Here is a 20,262-nt window from a genome sequence, read left to right on the forward strand (position 1 = left end):
TTTTAATGACAAAAAATCAGGATGTTAACCGCCCATGAAGGGTACCTGGAAAGCCGCGATCGCGCTACTGCTGTTACTGATCCTCTTGCCGCTCACGCTGCTGTTAACGCTGACCCATTGGGTCCCGACGCTGGCAGGTATCTGGCTCCCGGCAGGCACGCGAATCGCTATCGATCATAGCCCGCGTTTTACGCGTCATTCGGTGCGCATTCCCGAATTGCGTTATCTGGTGGGCGACTGCCAGCTTGCACAGCTCAATGATGCCGAGCTGTCGCACCCGAGCCGCTGGCGTCTGCACATCGGCCATCTCGATATTAACTCTGCATGCTTAAGCAAACTCCCTGACAGCACGCCAACCCCAGGCGCACCGCGCAGTCTTGCCGAATGGCAATCCATGCTGCCGAATAGCTGGCTGACTATTGATCAACTGCGTTTATCCCCGTGGGAGAAATGGCAAGGTAAGCTGGCGGTGTCATTGACGCCATCAAAACAGGAACTGAGTTACAACGGTGACGCGGCGCATCTGCAGGCCAATCTGAAAGGGCAGAAGCTGACCGTCAGCCGCTTTGAAGCGACCGTTCAGGCCGATAAGCCACCCATAAAACTGGTCGGGGAATTCACTTTGCCACTGGTCCCGGACGGCTTACCGGTTAACGGGCACGTGGAGTCAACGTTCCAGGTGCCGACCCCCGCGGCCCTGGTCGACGCAGAACTGAACTGGCGTGAAAATCAGGGCCAGCTCATCGTAATGGAACGTGGCAATCCAGAGCCTTTACTTGATTTACCGTGGGAACTGACTCGCGAACGGCTGAGTATTAGCGACGGGCGCTGGAACTGGCCGTGGCAAGAGGGCGTACCGTTAAGCGGACGCGTGGGGCTTAAAATCGATAACTGGCAGCAGGGACTCGATAAGATGCAAATCGCCGGACGCCTCAACGTGCTGACGCAGGGCGCAGCCGGGAAAGGCAACGCCGTGCTCAATATTGGCCCCGGCACGCTCAGCATGGATAACAGCGCCATGCCACTGCAACTCACAGGCGAAGCCAAATACGACGATTTGGTGCTGTACGCGATTCTTCCTGCGCAACTGAGTGGTTCGATGATGGACCCGAAACTCAGTTTTGCGCCGGGAGCCTTATTGCGTTCGCGGGGACGACTCATTGATTCTCTGAATATTGATGAGATCCGCTGGCCGTTGGCGGGCGTGCATCTCAGCAGTCAGGGCGTGGACGGGCGCTTGCAGGCGATTCTGCGCGCGCACGAGCAAGAAATGGGCGATTTTGTATTACATCTTGATGGTCAGGCCGACAACTTTTTACCCGATAAAGGGAGCTGGCGCTGGCGCTATTGGGGCGATGGTCATTTCACACCGATGCAGGCACGCTGGGATGTGAAGGGAGAGGGTGAGTGGCGAGACAGTGCCATCGTCCTCAATAGCCTCTCAACGGGCTTCGACAAGCTGCAATACGGCACAATGAACGTTAGCCAGCCGCGTCTGGTGCTGGAAAAACCGATTCACTGGATCCGTAATGAACAGCATCCGTCATTAACCGGGGCGCTGTCACTCGATGCCGGGGAAACGCAGTTCAGCGGTGGCAGCGTGTTACCGCCATCCACGCTCAAATTCAGCGTTGAGGGGCGCGATCCAACCTGGTTCCAGTTTAAGGGCTCCCTTCGCGCGGCGAATATCGGCCCGGTGCGTGTCAACGGGCGCTGGGATGGTGAACGTCTGCGTGGCGAAGCCTGGTGGCCGCAACAGTCGTTAAAGGTCTTCCAGCCGCTTGTACCTCCTGACTGGAAAATGAATCTGCGTGACGGCACGTTGTATGCGCAGGTCGCGTTTTCCGCGATGGCCGGACAAGGTTTTGAAGCGGGTGGTCACGGTGTCCTGAAAGGCGGCAGTATCTGGATGCCCGATAACAAAATCAACGGCATTGATTTTGTTCTGCCATTCCGTTTCAGCGATGGGACGTGGGAACTCGGTACGCGTGGCCCGGTTTCACTGCGCATCGGCGAAATCGTCAACCAGGTTACCGCCAGTAATTTTACCGCCGATTTGCAGGGCAATTATCCGTGGAGCGAAGAAGATCCACTGACATTGAGCGACGTCAACGTAGACGTGCTTGGCGGTAAACTGTCGATGCTGCAACTACGGATGCCACAGCACGACCCTGCATTGTTGCGCGTGCAGAACATATCCTCAAGCGAACTGATAAGCGCCGTAAATCCGAAACAGTTTACGATGTCCGGCCCGGTGAGCGGGGCGCTGCCGCTGTGGCTCGATAATGAAAAATGGATAATCAAAGACGGCTGGTTGATGAATCCCGGCCCAATGACGCTCCGTCTTGATAAAGACACCGCCGATGCGGTGGTGGAAGACAACATGGTCGCGGGTGTGGCAATCAACTGGCTGCGCTACATGGAAATCTCACGCTCGTGGACCAAAATCAATCTCGATAATCTCGGCCTTTTGACGCTGCAATCCGCCATCACCGGCACCAGTCGGGTAGACGGCAAAAGCAGCACCGTGAATTTGAACTATACCCATGAAGAGAACGTGTTCGATCTTTGGCGCAGTTTGCGCTTTGGCGACAATCTTCAGGCATGGCTTGAGCAAAACGCGGTCCTTCCCGACCCGCGCTGCCGGGCAGGCAAGGACTGTAAGGAGCAACAATGAAAGTGAAAACCGCCATGCTGAGCGGGCTGGCCGCGCTAACCCTCAGTGGCTGTACGCCACGTATTGAGGTCGCCGCGCCGAAGGAGCCAATAACCATCAACATGAATGTCAAAATCGAACATGAGATCCATATCAAGGTCGATAAAGACGTTGAAGATCTGCTGAAATCGCGTAGCGATTTATTCTGAGGCCGCCATGAAAAAAATCATGTTAATGGCTGTCCTGAGTCTTGGACTCATCAGCCACAGCGTACTCGCGTTGACACTGGATGACGCGCGTCTGCAAGGGCGAGTAGGCGAAACGCTGACCGGCTATCTTGAACCGTTAAAGCAGGATAAAGAGACGTTGGCGCTGGTGAAGAAAATCAATGATGCCCGAAGCGAAAGCTATCAGCAGTTGGCAGACAGCAATAATCTTCCGGTTGATGAAGTGGCGAAAATGGCCGGGCAGAAACTGGTGTCCCGGGCACAGCCGGGAGAATATGTGAAGGGGGATCAACGGCAAATGGCTGAAAAAGTGATCAGCGATGGCGCTTCCGGTATTCGCCAGGTGACACGCCAAAGCGTTGACGGAACGCGGTAGAGAAATGGCTGTGATCGGTAAAGCCCCAACTGAAGCCGATCCCCGCCAGCTTTTCATCGTCGGTGGCGCTGCGTAAGGCTTTGGCACAAAGATCGAGCCGCCGGTTTTTAATGTACTGCGCCACCACCAGGCCTTTATCAGCAAACATACGGTACAGGCTTCTCACCGACATCCCCGTTTCATTCGCCAGCCATTCCGGGCGCAGCGTTTCAGCCTGAATATGGTCATCGATCATCCGCACGACTTTCTCAAACTGGCGTTCACGGCGCGATGGCTGCACGTCTTGCTGTTGTAAAACCGGGCGCAGCAAACAGACAATCGCCTCCAGGGCGGCTTCGCTTTCGGTCCCCGATAAGTCATGGTTACTCATACTTTCCTGCAACAGGCGATGGCTCATTTGGACCATTGGCAGATTTTTCCCCAGCCGTTGCACACAGTGCGCTTCACCGACTCGCAGCTGCTGTTCCAGCAAACTTCTTGGCATTAACAGAGAGATTTGGCGCGAAGGTTGCTGCCAGATGATGGAACACGGACGCGAGGCATCGACGAGCGTGATATCGCCGGGCTGGATCACCGTCTGGCGCGCGTTTTGTTCAATTATCGCCTGGCCTTCCAGTTGAAATACGGTGTAAAACCAGCTGTCGTTGTGGTCTTTAATCTCGTTGGTGGTGCGGTAAAGATTGACGTTGGCGGTGGTGACGGTGCTGAGTTTGAATGCCTGGGTGTACCCGGTTTCCAGATGGCCCGAAAATTCACCCTCCAGAGGTCGCGCGGCAAAATTGCCGCACTCCTGATTTACCTGGGCGAGCCATTGCTGGAACTGTTCATTGCCGGTCATTTGCGCCATATCCTGCCTCAGTCATCGTCTTGCTATCACATTGTTGCATTTATGTTGCGTAAACAAGCATCCCCTGGTGACTATACGAAAGAACTATCACCCGCGACAGAAGACCTGACGACTATTGTCACTGTTTGCGAGGGCTGTCACAGGCGACAAAGCGAATGACAGGGAGACAAAAACGGAATTGGCGCTCAGCTCCTACACTGGAGAAAACCGTGATGGGTAATAAGGAGTTGATATGTCTGATTCACAGGTCGCGCTGCTTGAGAGCGTGCAACATTTTCTGGCGCGCCAGCACGGGCTCTATATCGACGGTACACAGCAGGCTTCGCGCAGCGACAAACGCCTGACCGTCTGGGATCCGGCAACGGGTAATGCCATCGCCAGTACGGCAGACGCAAACAGCGCAGATGTCGATGCGGCAGTGATGTCGGCGTGGCGGGCGTTTGTTGATCGTCGTTGGGCAGGGCGCATGCCTGCTGAACGCGAGCGCATTTTGCTGCGTTTTGCCGATTTAGTTGAAAAGCATTCCGAAGAACTCGCGCAGCTGGAAACACTGGAGCAGGGGAAGTCGATCAATATCTCCCGCGCCTTTGAAGTGGCCTGCACCCTGAACTGGATGCGTTACACCGCAGGGCTGGCGACTAAAATCACCGGACAGACGCTCGATGTGTCAATTCCATTGCCTGCGGGTGCTCGCTACCAGGCGTGGACGCGCAAAGAACCGATCGGCGTCGTGGCGGGTATTGTGCCGTGGAACTTCCCGCTAATGATTGGGATGTGGAAAGTGATGCCAGCGTTGGCGGCTGGGTGCTCGATAGTCATCAAACCATCAGAAACCACGCCGCTGACGCTGTTGCGTGTAGCGGAACTGGCGACCGAAGCGGGGGTGCCGGAAGGCGTGTTTAACGTGGTGACGGGCAGCGGTGCGGAATGTGGCGCTGCGCTGACGTCGCATCCGCATGTAGCCAAAGTCAGTTTCACCGGGTCAACGCCAACCGGCAAACAAATTGCTCGCACGGCGGCGGACCGACTCACGCGTGTCACGCTGGAACTCGGGGGGAAAAACCCGGCGATAGTACTGAAAGATGCCGATCCACAATGGGTCATTGAAGGGCTGATGATGGGGAGCTTCCTCAATCAGGGGCAAGTATGCGCCGCCAGCTCGCGGATCTACATTGAAGCGCCGCTGTTTGACACTCTGGTTACCGGTTTTGAGCAAGCGGTGAAATCGTTGAGCGTCGGGCCGGGTATGTCCGAAAGCGCGCAGATAAATCCGCTGGCATCGCGTGCCCATTGCGACAAAGTCGCAGCTTTCTTGCATGAAGCTGAGCAAAACAAAGCAGAGCTGATTGGCGGCAACGACGGGCCAGCCGGTCAGGGTTACTACGTGCGTCCGACATTAGTGGTCAACCCGGATGCGCGTCTGCGACTGACGCGTGAAGAAGTGTTTGGCCCGGTGGTTAACCTGGTGCGCGTGGCAGACGGTGACGAAGCGCTGCGTCTGGCAAACGAAACCGAATACGGTCTGACAGCCAGCGTCTGGACGCAAAACCTTTCACAGGCGCTTAGCTACAGCGATCGTTTGCAGGCGGGTACAGTGTGGGTCAACAGCCACACGCTTATCGACCCGAATCTGCCATTCGGCGGCATGAAGCAGTCCGGTACTGGACGTGATTTTGGCCCGGACTGGCTCGACGGCTGGTGCGAAACCAAATCGGTGTGCGTACGGTATTAAGTGTAATGAAAACTGCCGGATGGCCCTACGGTTGTCCGGCCTACAAACTGAGTTTTGGCTGGATAATCGTTAGCGCCTTCCGGCACTTATCAGTGCGCCGCGAGTTCATAGAAGAATGCAGGATTGGTCTGGATAACCGCCAGCACTTTGGCGGCTAACCCCGTCGGGTTGCGTCTTTTCGCTTCCCAACTTTTGATGGTATCCAGGCTCGTACCCAACGCATTCGCCATTTCACTTTGAGAAACATTAAGCTGCTCTCTGATCGCTTTTACATCGGCAATCTCATAACGAGTGACGCGCCCTGCAGCTTTGTCGCCGTTTTTAATGTCGACGGCTTCTTCCAGCGACGTTTTCAGTTCGTTAAAAAAAGTCATGTCACACTTCCTCTTTCAATTGCTTCGTGAGTTTCTTTAGCGCTGCTTTTTCGGCATCCGTCAGCGTGTCTTTGACGCTCTTCGGATAAGCCAGCACAAACCAGACAATCTCTTCCGTCGCCAAAAAATAGATAACTCTGACGCTGCTGCTTTTCCCTTGAGAACCCGTCGCCATTCTTATCTTACGCAAGCCACCCGTTTGCTGGATAAGATCGCCTCTTGTTGGGAACTGGATAAGCTCTATTTGCAAAGCCCGCAGTTCTTCATCCGTGGCAATCGTTTTAATTTGCCGGGTGAAAAGCGGGGTTTCAATAAACTCGATGGCATGGTTCATTGGCACATTCTCCTTGTGCATGTACATAGTACACTCTATTGGGGTACTGTGTACACTTAAAAATGACAATTGACGTTATGGCGGGAAGAATATTCCTGTCATTCGCGTTTTGCCGTTCTCAGGTGAGAATTTGCGTACAGGCTCGTAAACTTAATGAGTGAAGTGTCACCGAAGGCTTAATCGGGCAAATCGAAAACTTCAAGGTTGTAGCCGCCACGAGCAAAGTTAATAAACTTGTCGGTTTTCAGAGATGAAATGATATTCAGAATACTGCTGCGTGAAAGTCCGGTGCGTTCCTGAACGTAACTGAGGATATTCACGCGAGCTTTGGTTTCTTCTGGCAGTTTATCCAGCTCACGGAGGTAGTGGCACACAACAGGGAAGGTACGCTGGTTCACGATTTGCAGATCGCGATAGAGCATAATGTTGGTGTGATAGGCCAGCACTTCAGCGACATCACGCCACAGGCCATATTGTTCAATCGCAAGCTCGGCATCCCGGTGGTTAATTCTGGAAAGCACGCATTGCGTTTCTGCACGCATTTTGTTGCCGCGCAATGGGTAAAACATTTCGGAAAAGCCAAAGAGATGAGGTTCGCTCACGCTGGCGACGAGAATACCATCAGTGATTCGTGAGACGGAAAGTTCGCCTTCTAAAAAGAGGTATATGTGAGGTTCGCCACCTGCATCCCAGGCTAAGCGTTTTTTGGGCGCAATTTCGATAATTTTGCCCAGTGGCTTGAGCACGGTTATCAAACGGTCAATCGCGGCTGTGGGTCTTTCTGGGGCTGTGATCATGAATAACCTGACAAGATAAAAATGTTGAATGTAATTTTAGAAGCAAAAAGCCCTTCATATATGATTATGAAGGGCCATATTCTAAATAAGCAAAATGCTCTCGGTCATTATTGTGCTTATTTTACGACTTCCAGCGTCGGCATTGGGTACTTGCCTTCGCGGATTTCTTTGTTTGGTCCGTACAGACGCATGATGATATAGGTGTCTTTTTCCGGGATAGGCAGCCAGTTTGGATTGTTGGCGTCGCCTTTGGCGCTCAGGTCAATGGTGTACATGCCATCCGGGCCCGGCTTCAGCGTGCGGCCACCACGGCTGTGACGGTTGATATCGTTATGTGCCATCAGCATGTTATCGGTGCCGTACACAGTGAATGACCAGAACTGGCTGACTTCAGGGGCTTTGAAGTGCATACGGTATTTTTTACCGTTTGAACCATTAATATTTTGCCCGTCTGAACCTTTCACCGCCTGTAAATAGACGGACTCTTCCGGTGGCAGACCCCATTGTCCGATGACGGTGCCTTCTGCAAACAGCTCACGTTTTTGATTCTCGAGCTCTGCGCGGGTACCTAAAAGGCCTTCAGAATTGGTCATTTTAGGTTTCAGCTCATTCAAGTGAGCCATACCCAATTCTTCGCCTTTCTTCGCAGCGGCAAGTTGTTCTTCAGTGAAATCGGTTTTGCAGGGTGCCAGACCGATTTCTTTATACTGATCCAGCCATTTTTTATCTGCTGCGGCCATATCCCCTTCACACAGAACGGTATTCACGCGCTGTAACCAGTTGCTTTTCGCCGGATCAGGCCAGGTATGAACAGTGGCTTTTGGACCCGGTTCACCGAGATAGGCGGAGAGGGTACGCACATTCCAGTCATCCATATAACCCAGTGCGATTTTGGTATCTTCCTGACTGGTCGCCATAATACGACCCATCACTTTCACAATATCTGAATCGACACGAATAACCTCAGTCACGCTTGCGGGTACTTCACCTTTCCAGGTGCGGGAAGCAAACATGAAATGACCGCCTTTGGTGCCGCGGGTGCGGGAACCGATCATCGAGGTTGTGTAGTGACCCATATCCATGGTGTGCAGGATCCAATAACGACCTTTATCCATATCAGGTACGCTAATAATCACCGGCTCAGCACTCACATCCAACCAACCCTGAAGGTGCAGGGTATCGTTGTTGATGGTCGGGTGATCGGTGTAAGTATCATCAGCTAAATGACGAATGTTCTGAAAACGATTCATCGGGGTATTGGTTTTCACCGCTGTTTCATAGAAGAACTTATAAGCTTCATCCATGGAATAACCATAGATATAGGCATCTTCCGCCATTTTATCGTTGATCTGTGCCAGTGCTGGCAAGGCAACGCTGCATAATGCAGCTGCCAGGAGTAACTTTTTCATAAATGCTCCGGGTTAAAATTAAAGATCAGGCTCGCTCAAAATCGGCGAGTTTGAACGTTTTGTTGTTAAGTTCGTCCGTGGGGCCGTAAAAGCGCATAGCTGGTAACGGGCGTTTGCCATTGGTCGGGATCCAGTTATTTTCCAGCCCTTCCGGAGCCGTTGGTCCGACGTACAGCGTGACGCTGCCATCCTGGTTTTTCTTCATCTTGTCGAGATCATATGAGGAGAGCGTGGTGCGGTTGCTTTCACTGTAGATAAACGACATGGTATCGCGGTTATAGACGGTTAGCGCCCAGAACTGCTTGACCGGCATCTTCGCCGGTACGGTGATTTTGTAGCGCTGACCTGCTTCCAGCGGCTTACCGTCTTTATCTGCCAGACTCATCATGTATTGTGTAGCTGGCGTAGCGCTGAGCTCTTTTGGCATATAGGTACACCAGAAGTACTCTGCCGCGCGGTTAATGAGGTCAATGCGATCTTCATAGATAAAGGTGAATTTCTTGTTGTCATCCGCCTGTAGCAAAGATGCGTAGTGGCGGTCTGGCCAGTACAGTTTCTCTTTCGGGAAATTGTCATACCAGTACTGCATGTAATACCAGGCATCCAGCGCGCCCTGACGCATCGCTTTCTTTGTTTTATCATCGGGATTGAACGGCTGACCATGCACAATCCCCAACGAAGCCAGCATGCCCATCATCACTTTATCCTGCAGCAGGTACTGAGCGGAACGCGAAGGCAATGCGGAAGTTGGGTGAAGCCACATGCAGGTAGCCTTCTGGAATTTCTTCACTGTAACCCAGGGGGGTAAGCAAAAACTTGCCGCCTTTGCCTTTATCAAGACCCGCAGGACCAACATCTGCAATAGTGAACTGCCAGGCGTCAACAATTTGTCCATACAGACTGCCGTCCGTGCCTGCAGCCGGAACTTCCAGCACAACCGGGCCTTTTTGCAGGTCGGTAAACGCCGAAATATAAGGCGTGGTGCTATTGGCGGTTATCGCTTCAAGATGCGGTGTGGCAGGCCTGGAATAGGCGATAATATCGTTATCTTTCATGCCCAAATGAGTAAACGCAGCGCGACGGAAACTGTAAATGGCGACCGCAGGCATATTCCACAGCAAGGCTTCAAACGCGCGCTGGTATTTGATTTGGTAATCGAAATCATCAACCGAGCAGGTTGCGCCGACAGGAGGCAGCCCGCCTTCGGTTTCGCCTTTTCCACCTGCGCCATACGGCAGCGGTTTTTTCGGCGAAAAGGCCTGCGCAAAGGCAGGGGACGAGGTGTTCAGCACCGCAAGACCTAAGGCGGATCCCAGTGCCAACTTATAAAACTCTCTACGTGTTATCGACAAATTTTTGTCCTCGTCGTACCAAAATGCAGGATTTCTATCTCAATGAATTGTAGGCGGAATTTGAGATTTTACACCCTGGGGAAGGACAAAATATTTCTATACCTGGCAGGGATAATCAAGGTGCTGAATATTTATTAATGAACTTTGCGGTTTACTTGTTGAGGATAAAAACAGGAACAATAAAGAGAATGAGGCGGGATATTAGACGGTGAAAAAAGGGGCTTGCGCCCCTGGGGGTATTACTTTTTCTGTTCGCCTAGTGTCGGCGTTTCATTGAAGAAGTTCCACGGTTTCAGCAAGGCGTGAACCCATTCAGTTGGCATAATCGGCCACTCTTCCGCGCGCGCCACGTGGGTAGTGCCAGTGGTTATCCACACAACATCATCATGATTGTCCAGTGACTCGTTATCTTTGGTGTACTGGCCCAATCCAGTATCGTGCGTAGAACGGTTCGGGTATTTGCCTTCCGGATAACGCTCATCTGCCTTATAGCGAGTCACCCAAATTTGTTTATCCATAAAGCTCAGGCGATGGTAAATCCACTCGTCGGGTGCAAATTTCGCCCCGGTTGCGACAGGATGGGTGCCGCCTGCGTAAGGGATAATCTGATACGAAACCGGGTTACCCATGCGGTTCTCTTTGCTGGTGTTGCTCAGTAGGCGAATAGTACCTGGATCAAACTTCTCAGCGGCTTGCTGCTCGGTGTCAATGCTGTGCTGATCGATCTGCATCGTACTGGTGCGCGGGCCGCCTGCCGTGTTCGGCTTCACATCCGGATCCATCGCCACCAGGCTGTTGTTTTCGCCATCAACATCTAAATCCAGACGGAAGTTATAGATGTGCTGGTGGGTCGTGCCGACGATGTTATGGTCAATCAGCGTGCCGTATTTGGTATCATCTTTGGCGGTCGGATCATGCATGGTTTTGGCCTGCACGCCTTTCACCGCTTCAATGCCTGTCGCGCCAGCATCAATGCCGATAGTGCCGTTCTCGTGGAACACCCAGTCAAAGATATAGTCGTAGTTGCCCACGGTGCTTATCCAGCGCACCACCAGTTCACGGCGCTCTGTGCTGACGTTGGGCTGACCCATTTCCTGATGCTTATATTCCGGGCCGGCATAGCGTTCAAACACGGCGATAGCGTGAGGAATATCCATTGGCGCGCCAGTGTAATCGGCAATGGTTTCGTCCAGCAGCACGGCGTTGGACGGTGCGTCTTTGCCACGGGCGATGGAAGAGGTCAGGGTGCCCATGCCGTAGTCGCCGGAATCAAGATAAGCTTTGAAGTACCAGCCGACATCCGGGTCGCCGTAAGGGACGATCATTCCGCCGAGCGAGCCTTCGTACATGATTTTGCGTTTTGTGCCGTTGTCGTTATAGGTCACGGTCGACAGAATCGGCCCGACGCGGGAATCCAGACGCAGATGGAAATCCCAGTTCTGCCAGTGGATCATGTCCCCGGTAATGGTGTAGTTCTTGCCTTCCGGTTCAATGATATCCAGCGGTTTCATCTGTTTTGCCACGCGATCGCGCCCGTCATAAGGACGTGGTGTCATTGGCACAGGGATCACCGGACCTTCTTCAATCTTGATGATTTTCTTCTGTTCGAGATCGACCACCGCCACCAGATTTTCAATCGGGTGCGCCCAATAGTTACCGTCGCCGGTATCAAGATAGCTCACCACTTTCAGCAGGCGGTCTTCCTGTTTCAGGCCGTCTTTACCATCAAAATAGCCCACGGTTAGTGGGGTAGTGATTACTTTGGTGGTATCGGTAATGCCGTGTTTTTTCAGCACTTCCGCAAATTCTTTACTGGCGTTAATCACGTTTTGCACGGTGGAGAAATCATCGAGCAACACCATGCCGTGCGCATCTTTGATGGGCTGCCAGTTCAATACTTTTTTGTTCTTTAAATCGACCTGACTTTCGATCACGTGTTTGCCGTCGAGCATCGTTACGTTCGCCAGACGGTCGTCATCCACAGCCGTGCCGCTCATGACGAAATTCCACACTTTGGCTTTATCCGGCTCGGCTAAAGCAATCTGCGTGAAACGGGTATTGGGCTTGAAATCAGGGGAAGCTTTTACTATCTCAACCGCTTCTTTGATTTCCGAGGCGGTCAGCGCGTTCAGCGGATGTGGGCGTTTTTCGACCTGGAAAGTCTGGTCTAATCCGGACTGAAACACGTCATTAATGAACGTATCCGAAATCCAGGCTTTCTTATTTTTCATCACCACCGGCACCTGCAGCGTCAAGGTTTTACCGTTGACGATGGCGGTTTTTGCACCCGGTTTAACCTTCACAAAGGCACCGTCTTTGGCGATGGTGAACATCTGGGCGTAATCGTCCCACTGCACGTCAGCCCCGAAATCCTGCAACGTTTTGTCCATCGGGACCATATGAGCTTCGCCGCCGTGGGCGAAAACCGGTGTTTGCCAACTGCACATCAGCGCGACTGCCAGGGCCAGCGCCGTTTTACGGGCGGAAAATGGAGTACAGCTTGCCATTGTTAACCTCGTCTAAATTTGTTGTGTTGTATTTTTAGGTGTTGTGTTTTTTTGCGACAGCTTCACCCTAACAGCGAGCAGACGCACGGTGTTTGTCTGCACCTGCCAGGTGTTTTGTCAGATTTGCCAGGTTGAGGTTTTTGCGATGGCTGGCCGGGCGGATACATTGCCGCCCGGCAATGGGAACTTAAAAATCCCCTTGCTGGCGGGCTACCAGCGTCAGAATCGAATACAACGCCACCGGTTGTTGATGTTGGTTGAACACTTCCACCGCCCATTCAACAACACCCGTCGCTTTGTCTTCGGCGGTTTTTTGACGCTTGATGGTTTTGCGTTTCACCGTCAGGCGCACCTGGAGTGTATCGCCCGGTTTGACCGACTCAATAAACCTCAGATTTTCCATCCCGTAGTTGGCAATCACCGGGCCAACGCCCGCATCAACAAACAGGCCCGCAGCAGCAGAAATCACAAAGTAGCCATGCACTACGCGTTCGCCGAACATCGATTCTGCTGCGCCGATTTTGTCCATGTGCGCGTAGAAATGGTCGCCGCTCAGGCAGGCAAAATTGACAATATCCGCTTCGGTCATGGTGCGGCGAGCGGTCAGCAGGCTGTCGCCGGGCTGCAACTCTTCGAAGTATTTACGGAATGGATGCACGCGGTCCTCGCGAACCTGCGCGCCGCGAACCCACTGCTTGCTGACGCTTGCCAGCATGGTCGGACTGCCCTGAACAGCGGTGCGTTGCAGGTAATGTTTCACCGCGCGTAAGCCGCCAAGCTCTTCGCCACCGCCTGCGCGACCTGGACCGCCGTGCAGCAACTGCGGCAGCGGGGAACCATGTCCAGTGGATTCTTTCGACGATTCTTCGTTGAGGATCTGAATACGTCCATGCGCGCGCGCCGCACCGAGAATGAACTCGCGGGCGATATCGCCATCGGCGGTGACCAGCGTACCCGCCAGACTGCCTTGGCCCGCGCGCGCAAGCGCCAGACTGTGCTCGCGATCCTGATAAGGCATCAATGTTGCCACCGGGCCGAACGCTTCAATGGCATGAACGGCGGGGCTCTCGTCTGGTTGCGGGCAGAACAGCAGCGTCGGTGGGAAGAACGCGCCAGCCGCCTGCATATCAGCCTTACCGCCGAGGCGAATTTCGCAGCCTGCGGCGACTAACGCATCAACTTTTTCCTGCACGTCGGCGCGCTGATCGGCGCTCACAAGTGCGCCCATCTTCACGCCTTCAACCGCAGGATCGCCCATTTTGACGCCCTGTAAACGGGCAATCAGCACTTCGCTGACAGCCTGAATCTGCGTCTGCGGAACGATAATGCGGCGAATAGCGGTACATTTTTGTCCCGCTTTGGTGGTCATTTCACGCACCACTTCGCGGATAAAGAGCGCAAATTCAGGTTGTTCCGGGGTGATGTCTTCGCCCAACACGCAGCAGTTCAGCGAATCGGCTTCCATGGTGAACGGAATTGAATTTTTGACGATATTCGGATGAACGCGCAGCATTTGCCCGGTTTGCGCCGAGCCAGTGAAGGTGACGACATCCTGATAATCGAGCTGGTCGAGTAGATCGCCTGCACTGCCGCAAATCAGGCTGATTGCGCCGTCCGGCACCAGGCCGCTGTCAACAATCGCTTTCACCACCGCCTGCGTGACCTGCGCGCTCGCCGTTCCGGGTTTGATAATGGCGGGCATCCCAGCAAGCCAGGTGGGAGCCAATTTTTCCAGCATGCCCCAGCACGGGAAGTTAAAGGCATTGATGTGCACGGCCACGCCAGATTTCGTTGTCAGCACGTGGCGCGCGGCGAAGCCGCCATTTTTGGACAGCGGGATCAGCTCATCTTCCGGCCACAAAACGTCGTCCGGCAACTCGCGTGCGCCGAGGCCTGCGTAAGTAAACAGCGTGCCAATGCCGCCTTCAATGTCTACCCAACTGTCAGCGCGCGTCGCGCCGGTTTCAGCAGAAAGGGCATAAAATGTATCTTTCTGTTCCAGTAAATGCTTTGCCACTGCTTTCAGCATCGCCGCGCGTTCGACAAAGGTCATTTTACTGAGTGCAGCGCCACCTTTTTCAATGGCGTAGCGGCGCGCTTGCGCCATATCCAGCCCTTCGCTGGTCACTTCCCAAAGCGCTTCACCTGTAATCGCATGCTGAATTGCGCGCGCGCGGCCCCGGCCAAATTGCCAGCTGCCGGATAAGAAACTGGTTAACTGTTGCATTGTACCTCTCCGTAAAATGTTACGTCGTTTCGCCACATATAGTTTGATTATGAATCATAAAAAGCAATGCTGAATTTAATAATTTATTAACAATGGGATCGCTATCTAAATGCGGTTATTAGTTAACTAACTGTTTCTATATGGTTTAATGATTTACTCTGCGAGGGCGATCACAGAATACACAAAGCTTTCTTGGGGTTTTAGTTAACCATTATGTAACTTCTCATAAACAATATGATTCACAAAATAGAATTGAGTGAATCAAATGAGAATCATAAAGGTGACAATGTGACTGAAGAACAACGCTTTGAAGCACGCATCGCCGAAGAGACGGCCATCGAGCCGCAGGACTGGATGCCAGAGGCCTACCGCAAAACCTTGATCCGCCAGATTGGTCAGCACGCGCATTCTGAAATCGTCGGCATGCTGCCGGAAGGCAACTGGATCGCACGTGCACCGACGCTGCGCCGCAAGGCGATTCTGTTGGCGAAAGTGCAGGACGAAGCCGGGCACGGTCTTTATCTCTACAGCGCAGCTGAAACCCTTGGCTGCGCTCGCGAAGACATCTACCAGAAGATGCTCGATGGTCGGATGAAATATTCCTCCATCTTCAACTACCCAACGCTGAACTGGGCTGACATTGGCGTGATCGGCTGGCTGGTCGATGGCGCGGCTATTGTCAACCAGGTGGCGCTGTGCCGTACCTCTTATGGCCCGTACGCCCGTGCGATGGTGAAAATCTGTAAGGAAGAGAGTTTCCATCAGCGTCAAGGGTTTGAAGCCTGCATGGCGCTGGCGAACGGAAGCGAAGAACAGCGCGCGATGTTGCAGGACTCGATCAACCGCTTCTGGTGGCCGGCGCTGATGATGTTCGGGCCAAACGACGACAGCTCGCCAAACAGCGCACAAAGCCTGGCGTGGAAAATCAAACGTTTTGGCAACGACGAGCTGCGTCAGCGCTTCGTCGATAACACCGTTCCGCAGGTAGAAATGCTTGGCATGACGGTGCCTGACGCGGATCTCACACGCGATGAAACCACCGGGCAGTACCGTTTCGGTGAAATCGACTGGAATGAATTTAACGAAGTGATAAATGGGCGTGGCGTCTGCAACCACGAACGTCTGGCCGCCAAGCGTAAAGCCTGGGAAGAGGGCGCCTGGGTGCGGGAAGCCGCGCTGGCGCATGCCGAAAAACAGCAGGCCCGCAAAGTCGCCTAAAGGAGAACAACAATGAGCAATGTCTACTGGCCGTTATATGAAGTGTTCGTGCGCAGCAAACAGGGGCTTTCGCACCGTCATGTTGGCAGTCTGCACGCCGCCGACGAGCGCATGGCACTGGAAAACGCGCGTGATGCCTACACCCGTCGCAGCGAAGGCTGCTCCATTTGGGTGGTGAAAGCGAGCGAAATCGTGGCCTCACAGCCGGAAGAGCGCGGTGAATTTTTTGACCCGGCGGAGAGCAAAATCTACCGCCACCCGACGTTCTACACCTTGCCTGACGGCATCGAGCATATGTGAGGCAGCCATGATCAATCACGACCCTGTTGCAACCTACGCACTGCGTCTCGGCGATAACTGTCTGGTATTGGCTCAACGTCTTTCTGCCTGGTGTGGTCACGCGCCGGAACTGGAAATCGATCTGGCGCTGGCAAATATCGGCCTCGATCTGCTGGGGCAAGCGCGCAATTTCCTGAGCTATGCCGCCGAACGTGAAGGCAAAGGCGATGAAGACACACTGGCTTTTAATCGCGACGAACGTCAGTTCCGTAATGTGCTTCTGGTGGAACAACCGAACGGCAACTTTGCCGACACGCTGGCTCGCCAACTGTTTATTGATGCCTGGCACGTCGCATTGTTTAGCCGTCTGACGAGCAGCAAAGACGCGCAGATCGCCGCCATTGCCGCCAAAGCAATTAAAGAGGCGCGTTATCACCTGCGTTTCAGCCGTGGCTGGGTTGAACGTCTGGGCGGCGGCACCGAACTTTCTGCTGCCCGTATGCAGGCCGCTGTCGACAATCTGTGGCGGTTTACTGCTGAGCTGTTTGAGGCCGATGCGCTGGAAGTCGAACTGATTGCGCAGGGCATTGCGGTCGATCCGCGTGAACTGAAAGCAGGCTGGTTGGTTGAGATTTCAAGCGTTCTGGCAGCCGCAGGACTGAACGTGCCGCAGGAACAGCCTTATCGCACTGGCGGTAAACAAGGCCTGCACACCGAACATTTGGGGCCAATGCTCGCTGAAATGCAGTATTTGCAGCGTTCGTACCCCGGTCAGCAGTGGTAACGGAGGTCGCTATGCAACGTCTTGGCAGTATTGCTCCCGCTGAGGTCCATGAGATTTGGGCGCTGTTAAGCCAGATTTCAGACCCGGAAGTGCCGGTGCTGACCATCACCGATTTGGGGATGGTACGCAGCGTTGCGCCGCAGGGCGAGGGTTGGGTTGTAGGCTTCACGCCAACCTATTCCGGCTGCCCGGCAACGGAACATTTGCTCGGCGAGATCCGCCACGTGATGACCGAACACGGTTTCACGCCAGTGCATATCGTCTTACAGCTTGACCCCGCATGGACCACCGACTGGATGACACCGGACGCCCGTGAGCGCCTGCGTCAGTACGGAATCAGCCCGCCGCAGGCCCACGCTTGCCATGCGGGAATGCCGACTGATGTGGCATGTCCACGCTGTGCCAGCACCCAAACCACGATGATCAGTGAATTCGGTTCCACGGCCTGCAAAGCGCTGTATCGCTGCGGCAGCTGCCGGGAACCCTTTGATTACTTTAAATGTATTTGAGGTTGCCATGACAACGTTTCATTCGCTAACGGTGGCAAAAGTTGAGCCCGAAACCCGCGACGCGGTAACGATCACTTTCGCTGTGCCGCAGACGTTACAGACCGCATATGCGTTTCGCCCGGGTCAGCATCTGACCCTGAAAGCCAGGCTTGCCGGTGAAGAACTGCGCCGCTGCTACTCAATTTGTCGCCGCGCGGTGCCTGGTGAAATCAGCGTGGCGGTGAAAGCCATTGAAGGCGGACGTTTTTCCCGCTATGCCCGCGACGAAATCAAAGCCGGGATGACGCTTGAGGTCATGATCCCGCAGGGGAATTTTGGTTACCAGCCGCTGCCTGAGCGCAACGGACGTTATCTGGCGATTGCCGCTGGGTCAGGCATTACGCCGATGCTGGCCATTGTCGAAACCACTTTACAGGCCGAGCCGGACAGCGAGTTCACCGTGATTTACGGCAACCGCAGTAGCCAGAGCATGATGTTTCGCCAACTGTTGGCCGATCTGAAAGACAAATACCCAACGCGCCTGCAGTTGTTGAATATTTTCAGCCAGGAAACGCTCGACAGCACGCTTCTGCACGGTCGTATCGACGGCGAAAAACTGCATGCGCTTTCTCACTCGTTGCTCAATTTCAGTCAGTTCGATGAGGCGTTTGTTTGCGGTCCGGCGGCAATGATGGACGAAGCCGAAACAGCGTTAGTCGCGCTGGGCATGCCAGAAAACGCTATTCATCTGGAACGTTTCAATACCCCCGGCAGCGCCGTGCGCCATGCGTCCAGCGTACAGGCCGAAGGCCAGACGGTGACGCTGCGCCAGGACGGACGTGACCGGGCCATCGTCCTTTCCGCTGACGATGAAAGCATTCTCGACGCCGCGCTGCGTCAGGGCGCGGATTTGCCGTATGCCTGTAAAGGCGGTGTCTGTGCCACCTGCAAATGTAAAGTGCTGCGCGGAGAAGTGTCGATGGCGACCAACTACAGCCTCGAACCAGACGAGCTAGCGGCAGGCTATGTATTGAGCTGCCAGTCGCTGCCGTTGACCGCCGACGTGATTGTCGATTTTGACGCGAAGGGGATGGCATGAGCGAATTACTGATAAGCCGCCACGAACGCGTTTTACTGCTGACGCTGAATCGCCCGCAGGCGCGTAACGCGCTGAACAACGCGCTACTCACGCAGATCGCCGAGGCGCTGGAAACGGCGCAGCAGGACAGCAGTATTGGCGCAGTTGTGATAAGCGGTAGCGAGCGCGTGTTTGCCGCTGGCGCGGATTTACAGGAGATGGCGGAGAAAGATTTAGCCGCCACGCTCAACGACATTCGTCCACGTCTTTGGGCACGAATCGATGCTTTCACCAAACCTCTGATTGCGGCAGTGAACGGTTATGCGCTTGGCGCAGGCTGCGAGCTTGCGCTGCTGTGTGATGTGGTGGTGGCGGGGGACAACGCGACGTTTGGTCTGCCGGAAATCACGCTCGGCATTATGCCGGGCGCAGGCGGGACTCAACGTTTGATCCGCTGTGTGGGCAAATCACTGGCAACGCAAATGGTGCTGACCGGCGTCGCGATTAACGCACAACGCGCGCAGCAGGCAGGCCTGGTCAGCGAGATTTATCCTGTTGGCCTGACCACCGAATACGCGATTTCACTGGCGCGTTCCATGGCGAGGCACTCCCCGCTGGCATTGCAGGCGGCAAAACAGGCGCTGCGTCAGTCGCAGGAAGTGACGCTCAGCGCCGGATTAGCTCAGGAACGCCAACTGTTTACGCTGCTCAGCGCCACCGACGATCGCCGTGAAGGTATCGCCGCGTTTCTCGCTAAACGCCAACCTGAATTTAAAGGACGCTAACGATGGACGATTTTATTCTGAGCCACGTCGAGCACGGCGTGATGACGCTGACGCTGAACCGCCCGGAGCGACTGAACAGCTTTAACGATGTGATGCACAAACAGCTCGCCGAGTGCCTGAAACAGGCTGAACGCGACGACGCTATTCGTTGTCTGGTGCTCACCGGTGCCGGGCGCGGTTTCTGCGCAGGTCAGGATCTGAATGACCGTAATGTTGACCCGAGCGGCCCACCTCCGGATCTCGGTTATTCGGTGGACACCTTCTGGAATCCGCTGGTACGCCGTCTGGCGAAACTGCCAAAACCGATTATCTGTGCGATGAACGGCGTGGCAGCGGGCGCCGGAGCAACGTTAGCGCTCGGCTGTGACATTGTGATTGCCGCGCGTTCGGCCAATTTTGTGATGGCGTTTAGCAAGCTAGGTCTGATCCCTGATTGCGGCGGAACATGGCTGCTACCGCGCGTAGCAGGCCGTGCGCGTGCAATGGCACTGGCGTTGCTTGGCGAAAAACTTAGCGCCGAACAGGCTCAGCAATGGGGCATGATTTGGCAGGTAGTAGATGACGCGCAGCTCAGCGATACCGCGAGTGCTCTGGCGCGCCATTTGGCTTCACAGCCGACGTTTGGGCTCGGTTTGATTAAACAGGCGATCAACGCGGCGGAAACCAACAGCCTCGATCAACAACTCGATCTGGAGCGTGATTTCCAGCGGATGGCAGGGCGCAGCGCGGATTATCGCGAAGGCGTTAGTGCGTTTCTCAACAAGCATCAACCACAGTTCAGCGGGAAATGAT

Annotated in this window: 19 protein-coding genes and 1 pseudogene; 11 read left to right on the forward strand and 9 right to left on the reverse strand. The window is 54.3% G+C overall.

Features of this window, described 5'->3' with window-relative positions; genetic code table 11:
* Window positions 1-34 precede the first annotated feature (34 nt).
* From VH187_RS14995 to VH187_RS15005, 3 genes and pseudogenes are all read left to right on the forward strand, one after another.
* Window positions 35-2,677, forward strand: a complete 2,643-nt coding sequence (locus VH187_RS14995; RefSeq protein WP_329702240.1) for a YdbH family protein — start codon at window positions 35-37, stop codon at window positions 2,675-2,677.
* The gene (locus VH187_RS15000; RefSeq protein ID WP_329702241.1) at window positions 2,674-2,865 is read left to right on the forward strand and encodes a YnbE family lipoprotein; all 192 of its coding nucleotides are present in this window, start codon (window positions 2,674-2,676) and stop codon (window positions 2,863-2,865) included. Before VH187_RS14995 ends, VH187_RS15000 begins: the two co-directional genes overlap by 4 nt.
* A gap of 7 nt (window positions 2,866-2,872) precedes the next feature.
* Window positions 2,873-3,197 (forward strand): annotated as a pseudogene (locus VH187_RS15005) (YdbL family probable chaperone protein).
* Here the strand turns inward: VH187_RS15005 and feaR are convergent.
* Complete coding sequence (gene feaR / locus VH187_RS15010) at window positions 3,198-4,106, reverse strand: transcriptional regulator FeaR (protein WP_329702242.1); 909 nt, start codon at window positions 4,104-4,106, stop codon at window positions 3,198-3,200.
* A 232-nt stretch (window positions 4,107-4,338) separates the two neighbouring features.
* Between feaR and VH187_RS15015 the strand changes: the two genes are divergently transcribed.
* Window positions 4,339-5,838, forward strand: coding sequence for an aldehyde dehydrogenase family protein (locus tag VH187_RS15015; protein WP_329702243.1), 1,500 nt, complete (start codon window positions 4,339-4,341; stop codon window positions 5,836-5,838).
* Between the two features lie 89 nt (window positions 5,839-5,927).
* On the opposite strand, the gene nadS is transcribed toward VH187_RS15015, so the two are convergent.
* The 8 genes from nadS to paaZ all read right to left on the reverse strand — a co-directional run bounded on the left by nadS (window position 5,928) and on the right by paaZ (window position 14,838).
* A complete protein-coding gene (nadS, locus tag VH187_RS15020; RefSeq protein WP_329702244.1) occupies window positions 5,928-6,212 on the reverse strand; it encodes a NadS family protein in 285 nt (94 codons plus the stop codon).
* A 1-nt stretch (window position 6,213) separates the two neighbouring features.
* Window positions 6,214-6,546: a type II toxin-antitoxin system RelE/ParE family toxin gene (locus VH187_RS15025; RefSeq protein ID WP_329702245.1), complete on the reverse strand. Its 333-nt coding sequence runs from the start codon at window positions 6,544-6,546 to the stop codon at window positions 6,214-6,216.
* 176 nt (window positions 6,547-6,722) lie between these two features.
* Window positions 6,723-7,343: a helix-turn-helix domain-containing protein gene (locus tag VH187_RS15030; RefSeq protein ID WP_329702246.1), complete on the reverse strand. Its 621-nt coding sequence runs from the start codon at window positions 7,341-7,343 to the stop codon at window positions 6,723-6,725.
* A gap of 116 nt (window positions 7,344-7,459) precedes the next feature.
* Entirely contained in the window at window positions 7,460-8,752 is a 1,293-nt protein-coding gene (locus tag VH187_RS15035) for a DUF1254 domain-containing protein (protein ID WP_329702247.1), read from the reverse strand.
* Window positions 8,753-8,777: 25 nt separating this feature from the next.
* Entirely contained in the window at window positions 8,778-9,515 is a 738-nt protein-coding gene (locus VH187_RS15040) for a DUF1214 domain-containing protein (protein ID WP_329702248.1), read from the reverse strand.
* Window positions 9,454-10,104, reverse strand: a complete 651-nt coding sequence (locus VH187_RS15045; protein ID WP_329702249.1) for a DUF1254 domain-containing protein — start codon at window positions 10,102-10,104, stop codon at window positions 9,454-9,456. The genes VH187_RS15040 and VH187_RS15045 overlap by 62 nt, the downstream gene beginning before the upstream one ends.
* A gap of 239 nt (window positions 10,105-10,343) precedes the next feature.
* Window positions 10,344-12,611 (reverse strand): primary-amine oxidase, encoded by a 2,268-nt coding sequence (gene tynA, locus VH187_RS15050; RefSeq protein WP_329702250.1) that lies wholly within the window; start codon window positions 12,609-12,611, stop codon window positions 10,344-10,346.
* Between the two features lie 187 nt (window positions 12,612-12,798).
* The gene (gene paaZ / locus VH187_RS15055) at window positions 12,799-14,838 is read right to left on the reverse strand and encodes a phenylacetic acid degradation bifunctional protein PaaZ (protein WP_329702251.1); all 2,040 of its coding nucleotides are present in this window, start codon (window positions 14,836-14,838) and stop codon (window positions 12,799-12,801) included.
* A gap of 288 nt (window positions 14,839-15,126) precedes the next feature.
* On the opposite strand from paaZ, the gene paaA reads away from it, so the two are divergent.
* The 7 genes from paaA to paaG are packed head-to-tail and all read left to right on the forward strand — an operon-like array spanning window position 15,127 to window position 20,261.
* Window positions 15,127-16,056, forward strand: coding sequence for a 1,2-phenylacetyl-CoA epoxidase subunit PaaA (gene paaA, locus VH187_RS15060; RefSeq protein ID WP_329702252.1), 930 nt, complete (start codon window positions 15,127-15,129; stop codon window positions 16,054-16,056).
* Between the two features lie 12 nt (window positions 16,057-16,068).
* Window positions 16,069-16,356: a 1,2-phenylacetyl-CoA epoxidase subunit PaaB gene (gene paaB, locus VH187_RS15065; protein ID WP_329702253.1), complete on the forward strand. Its 288-nt coding sequence runs from the start codon at window positions 16,069-16,071 to the stop codon at window positions 16,354-16,356.
* A gap of 7 nt (window positions 16,357-16,363) precedes the next feature.
* Window positions 16,364-17,119, forward strand: a complete 756-nt coding sequence (paaC, locus tag VH187_RS15070) for a 1,2-phenylacetyl-CoA epoxidase subunit PaaC (protein ID WP_329702254.1) — start codon at window positions 16,364-16,366, stop codon at window positions 17,117-17,119.
* Window positions 17,120-17,130: 11 nt separating this feature from the next.
* On the forward strand, window positions 17,131-17,628 hold the full coding sequence (gene paaD / locus VH187_RS15075) for a 1,2-phenylacetyl-CoA epoxidase subunit PaaD (RefSeq protein ID WP_329702255.1): 498 nt from the start codon (window positions 17,131-17,133) through the stop codon (window positions 17,626-17,628).
* A 7-nt stretch (window positions 17,629-17,635) separates the two neighbouring features.
* A complete protein-coding gene (paaE, locus tag VH187_RS15080) occupies window positions 17,636-18,706 on the forward strand; it encodes a 1,2-phenylacetyl-CoA epoxidase subunit PaaE (protein WP_329702256.1) in 1,071 nt (356 codons plus the stop codon).
* A complete protein-coding gene (paaF, locus tag VH187_RS15085) occupies window positions 18,703-19,470 on the forward strand; it encodes a 2,3-dehydroadipyl-CoA hydratase PaaF (RefSeq protein WP_329702257.1) in 768 nt (255 codons plus the stop codon). Before paaE ends, paaF begins: the two co-directional genes overlap by 4 nt.
* A gap of 2 nt (window positions 19,471-19,472) precedes the next feature.
* Window positions 19,473-20,261, forward strand: coding sequence for a 2-(1,2-epoxy-1,2-dihydrophenyl)acetyl-CoA isomerase PaaG (gene paaG / locus VH187_RS15090; RefSeq protein WP_329702258.1), 789 nt, complete (start codon window positions 19,473-19,475; stop codon window positions 20,259-20,261).
* Window position 20,262 lies beyond the last annotated feature (1 nt).

Origin of the sequence: Scandinavium sp. (genome assembly GCF_036271055.1) — a bacterium.
Taxonomy (GTDB): Bacteria; Pseudomonadota; Gammaproteobacteria; order Enterobacterales; family Enterobacteriaceae; genus Scandinavium.

Coding starts and splice junctions, on each gene's coding strand:
- paaG (WP_329702258.1), top strand. CDS start 19,473: ATGGACGATTTTATTCTGAGCCACGTCGAGCACGGCGTGATGACGCTG.
- VH187_RS15030 (WP_329702246.1), bottom strand. CDS start 7,343: ATGATCACAGCCCCAGAAAGACCCACAGCCGCGATTGACCGTTTGATA.
- VH187_RS15035 (WP_329702247.1), bottom strand. CDS start 8,752: ATGAAAAAGTTACTCCTGGCAGCTGCATTATGCAGCGTTGCCTTGCCA.
- paaE (WP_329702256.1), top strand. CDS start 17,636: ATGACAACGTTTCATTCGCTAACGGTGGCAAAAGTTGAGCCCGAAACC.
- VH187_RS14995 (WP_329702240.1), top strand. CDS start 35: ATGAAGGGTACCTGGAAAGCCGCGATCGCGCTACTGCTGTTACTGATC.
- paaZ (WP_329702251.1), bottom strand. CDS start 14,838: ATGCAACAGTTAACCAGTTTCTTATCCGGCAGCTGGCAATTTGGCCGG.
- nadS (WP_329702244.1), bottom strand. CDS start 6,212: ATGACTTTTTTTAACGAACTGAAAACGTCGCTGGAAGAAGCCGTCGAC.
- tynA (WP_329702250.1), bottom strand. CDS start 12,611: ATGGCAAGCTGTACTCCATTTTCCGCCCGTAAAACGGCGCTGGCCCTG.
- feaR (WP_329702242.1), bottom strand. CDS start 4,106: ATGGCGCAAATGACCGGCAATGAACAGTTCCAGCAATGGCTCGCCCAG.
- paaC (WP_329702254.1), top strand. CDS start 16,364: ATGATCAATCACGACCCTGTTGCAACCTACGCACTGCGTCTCGGCGAT.
- VH187_RS15040 (WP_329702248.1), bottom strand. CDS start 9,515: ATGTGGCTTCACCCAACTTCCGCATTGCCTTCGCGTTCCGCTCAGTAC.
- paaF (WP_329702257.1), top strand. CDS start 18,703: ATGAGCGAATTACTGATAAGCCGCCACGAACGCGTTTTACTGCTGACG.
- VH187_RS15015 (WP_329702243.1), top strand. CDS start 4,339: ATGTCTGATTCACAGGTCGCGCTGCTTGAGAGCGTGCAACATTTTCTG.
- paaB (WP_329702253.1), top strand. CDS start 16,069: ATGAGCAATGTCTACTGGCCGTTATATGAAGTGTTCGTGCGCAGCAAA.
- VH187_RS15025 (WP_329702245.1), bottom strand. CDS start 6,546: ATGAACCATGCCATCGAGTTTATTGAAACCCCGCTTTTCACCCGGCAA.
- VH187_RS15000 (WP_329702241.1), top strand. CDS start 2,674: ATGAAAGTGAAAACCGCCATGCTGAGCGGGCTGGCCGCGCTAACCCTC.
- paaD (WP_329702255.1), top strand. CDS start 17,131: ATGCAACGTCTTGGCAGTATTGCTCCCGCTGAGGTCCATGAGATTTGG.